This window comes from Microcoleus sp. M2_D5 (assembly GCF_036701935.1).
Classification (GTDB): domain Bacteria; phylum Cyanobacteriota; class Cyanobacteriia; order Cyanobacteriales; family Microcoleaceae; genus Microcoleus.
This window is the reverse complement of sequence record NZ_JAUBRP010000153.1, coordinates 1-3,823: the sequence shown is the minus strand read 5'-3', so window position 1 is coordinate 3,823 and position 3,823 is coordinate 1. Positions and strand designations below refer to the sequence as shown.

The following is a 3,823-nucleotide window of genomic DNA, read 5'->3' as shown; positions in this document are numbered from 1 at the left end:
GATGCAAGATAATTCTGGTAATTTGGGATTCTTGACTGATGTTTTCTCAGATAATTCTGGAAATTTTTACTTTCTTTGCCTCTAACTCCTACAAATTCGGCTATAGCTTCTACTGTTGACCCTTGCCACAGTTGGCTCTCGACTTTTCTAAGTCGTTTGAGTGACCCCCCTACTTTATTTAGATTTTCTGTCAAATGATACCAATCTAATACCTCTCTTCTTTGCTCAGTAGTCCCTATTTGATTAAACAAATTCCACACTCCATCATGACCATCTCCCAAACAAGTTATTACTTCACTTTGAAGTTGGCTATTTACCCACGCCACTAAATCTCCATTATTTTGAAAGAAGGCTGCTGCTACTTGACCGTGTAACTTAACTGCCTTATAATTCCTCCAGACACTTTCTTCTCCTAAAGGAGTTCTTAGTCTGACGTTTCCTCCGTCTATACTCAACGCTTCTACTTTCTCAGTAGTTTCAGGCGGCAGCAATTTGTAACGCTCTAATAGCCGATGTTGTGTACTGTGGGGTACATAAATTCCTGTCAACATTTTGAGGTCTCTCTCCGCATTGGCAAAAGACTCATTTCCCACTAATAATAAACAACATTTCTCGCCTATTCGGACTCAGGCGACTTCCCTTCTTCACTCCCAGCCTTTGGGCTTGTTTGCTCGATAGAGTTATTTCTCCTACACAACTTTTTATGGTTCTTTTTCTTCCCGAACCTTTTCCCCCCGCCGATTGAAAAAAAACCGCTAATTTCTGGTGCTACTGTCTTAATTAAATGTTCCCTCACACTCAGTTCTACGGATTCAAAGCTTTGTAGATTGTCTACTGGGGTATTCTTATAAAGGATCTCTGCTATTTCTTGGAGATTTATTTTGAGCTTCTGTTGTTCTTCTGGGGTCATGTTAACTTGGATTTTAGATTATGGTAATTTATCTGCTTTCTATTATGCCATCAGCTTAGCCAGACAATTTACTGAGTATTTATACTGATTACCAAAGTGGGATGCTCCCATGCAAACCCTGTTCTCTCTACTCTTCCTCTGCGCCCTCTGCGCCCTCTGCGGTTAAATCAAAAAAATCTCAACTCCTTTTCCAAATCTTAATTTCCCCCAACCAACCCGCACTAACAATAGTCTTACCATCGCTGCTAATAGCCACAGCACTAACATAGCCAGAATGCCCGCTCAAATTACCTCTCAATTCGCCCGATCGCACATCCCAAAGCCTCACACTCTTATCCCAACTCCCAGTAACCAGCGTAGTGCCATCCCGACTAAAAGCCACCGACCAAACCCCGTCAGTATGCCCGCTTAAACGCCGAATTAACTGCCCGTTTCCGGCATTCCACAACCCAACAGTGCCGTTGCTATTTCCCGCAGCTAAACTCTTGCCGTCGGGAGTAAAAGCTAGCGACAAAACAGCCAAGTTTTTGCCACTGATCGTGCGAAGTGCTTGACCTGTAACTAAATTCCACAACCTAATTGAACCGTCTTTACCGCCACTAGCTAAAGTTTTGTTGTCAGGACTAATTGCAACAGCATTCACCAACCCAGAATGCCCACTCAAAGTCCGCAGCAACTCCCCCGTTTTCGCATTCCAAATCTTCACAGTTTTGTCCCAACTGCCGCTGGCTACAAATTGACCGTCGGGACTAACGGCAACGCTCGAAACAGCATTGGAATGCCCGCTCAAAGTGCGTACAACCGCACCAGTTTCTAAATTCCAAATTTTCACAGTTTTGTCGTCGCTGCCACTAGCTAACACCTTGCCATCCGCACTCGCAGCCAGTGCGTTTACGGCTTCCGCGTGTCCTTGCAGGGTAGTTTTTAATTGCCCGCTGGGAAAATTCCAAACTGAGATTGTGCCGTTGCTATTTCCTGTGGTAAAATAAGCTGAAGCAAGGGCAAGGGAACTGACAACTTCAGAAGGCCCTTTGAGGGTATTTGTAGCAGCAAAGGATCTCGCACTTGCGGGCGTGCGGGGCGCATTATTCGCTGGAGTTTTCGGGTTTCCGGCAGTAGGAGATTGGGGAACTACTGGCAGCGAAACAGTCGATCGCCATTTCATGAAAGTATTGATTTCTATCCCCGCCGCCACGATTTTATCGGAGTTTTCTTCTAACCTGACAATGCCGTTAATTGCGACAACTCGCCCCGCATCATCGAGCACCGGCCCCCCACTCATGCCCGCTCTCACTAAGTTATTGTATACCAATGTATAACCGTTCCAGGGAGTTTGGCGGCCGGTAAGCTGACCTTCCGTGGCGATGAAAATCGGCTGTCTCAGAGAACCGCCCGATATCGGCCAGCCGGCCACATAAGCCTTGTTTCCCTTAGTTGCTGGGGAATTGGCTAATTGAGCCAGGGGGTAGCTTTGAGTGCTGCTAAAAGGTACGATCGCCAAATCCGCACCGGGCATTCGCCGCACGAGGCTGTATGATACAGAGTGAGCTTTGCCGTCGGGAGTTACGACCTCGTAATCGCCTGCTTTATCGATAACGTGCCAGTTTGTGAGAATATAGTATGTGCTGCCTTGTTTCTCTAAAATTACTCCTGAACCGCCTTTTGGCCCCTGGATGCGAACAGTAATTTGTTGGGCAACGGTTTTAACTTTGTCGGCGGTTAATGCGAGGGCGATTTGAGGTGATGTGAGTGGGATGAGGGCGATCGAGCTCAGGGCGATCGCAGCACTCAAAATAGCCGGAATTGTTCTGCTGTAATTCATGATTGTGTCAATTTAACATACTCACATATCAACCGACGGACAACTTTTCCGGTTTGTGGCGTATTGACAATCAAGCATCCAGGATAGAAGCCCCCGGATTCATCTCGCGCAAGTCAATGCTTCAATTCTAAAATCTAAAATCTAAAATCTAAAATCTAAAATCGATTGACGGTTGAAAATGCACTCATGGCCTGCGCGATCGAACTTTCGACATTCGCACAAGCCTCACAATATTTGACACGCCCCTCTGGCTAGCAGAAAAATTTAGAATCGGGAACCGCACCTAGCCTCAACAATCGCAACTGGCCGATCTCTATTCTTTTCTCGGCCAATCAGAATTTGAGCCAAACGCTGCTCGGAATAAAACCCGTTAGCCATCCAGCCGATGGGTGCGCCCGCGATCGCGCCGACTGCTAAACCAGTGATGAGGCTCCAAACAAGATGCTTTCTGGCGATCGGCTTTTGTTGCATAAAAATTTATCCTAAACATTTACCCTTACCAGAAATACCATAAATAAAATTTACTTTCTTCCTCCTATTTACTTATTTCCTAAGTAGTAACCAATTATTAGGTATCATGTCCTTTACAGTCCGCTTAACACAATCCCATGTCGCAATAATCAACTATCCAAACTTAACAAAACCGATGGCAAGAAATATATGGTACTTAGAAACTGGGACAAAGAATTAACTGAGGCAAATCTCCGAGAGCAAATAGCCCAAGCCAAGCAAGCATGGAAAACCGCTGAGGCTACTGAAACGCGTGCCGAATCCGTGCAGTATAATCAATCGGAAGATTTAATAGTTATCAAACTGAAAAACGGTGTTATTTTTTGTTTTCCTCCAAAGCTGGCCCAAGGCTTAGAAGGTGCTTCACCAGAACAGCTTGCTGATGTTTGGCTGCCTCATTCTGGCAACAGCGTACACTGGGAAACCTTAGATGTTGATTTTGGCATTCCCGAACTTGTAGCAGGTATTTTTGGGACAAAATCTTGGATGGCTGATTAACTTCTTAGGAATGAGAATTAAATAACTTCCACAAGTTTGTGGGATGGGCGTCCCGCCCGTCTTTTAAGGACGGGCGGGACGCC

Annotated in this window: 4 protein-coding genes and 1 pseudogene; 1 reads left to right on the top strand and 4 read right to left on the bottom strand. The window is 45.5% G+C overall.

Translation table 11 applies throughout. The features are described 5' to 3' along the window. From QUA50_RS29060 to QUA50_RS29045, 4 genes and pseudogenes are all read right to left on the bottom strand, one after another. Positions 1–593: pseudogene (locus tag QUA50_RS29060) on the bottom strand (hypothetical protein); the annotation flags it as partial. Between the two features lie 23 nt (positions 594–616). Beyond that, entirely contained in the window at positions 617–910 is a 294-nt protein-coding gene (locus tag QUA50_RS29055; protein WP_333268746.1) for a hypothetical protein, read from the bottom strand. 178 nt (positions 911–1,088) lie between these two features. Next, complete coding sequence (locus QUA50_RS29050) at positions 1,089–2,732, bottom strand: WD40 domain-containing protein (RefSeq protein ID WP_333268748.1); 1,644 nt, start codon at positions 2,730–2,732, stop codon at positions 1,089–1,091. Between the two features lie 264 nt (positions 2,733–2,996). After that, positions 2,997–3,203, bottom strand: a complete 207-nt coding sequence (locus tag QUA50_RS29045; RefSeq protein WP_333268750.1) for a hypothetical protein — start codon at positions 3,201–3,203, stop codon at positions 2,997–2,999. Positions 3,204–3,392: 189 nt separating this feature from the next. Here QUA50_RS29045 and QUA50_RS29040 point away from each other — a divergent pair, with 189 nt between their 5' ends. Then, positions 3,393–3,740, top strand: coding sequence for a DUF2442 domain-containing protein (locus QUA50_RS29040; RefSeq protein ID WP_333268752.1), 348 nt, complete (start codon positions 3,393–3,395; stop codon positions 3,738–3,740). Positions 3,741–3,823: the final 83 nt, after the last annotated feature.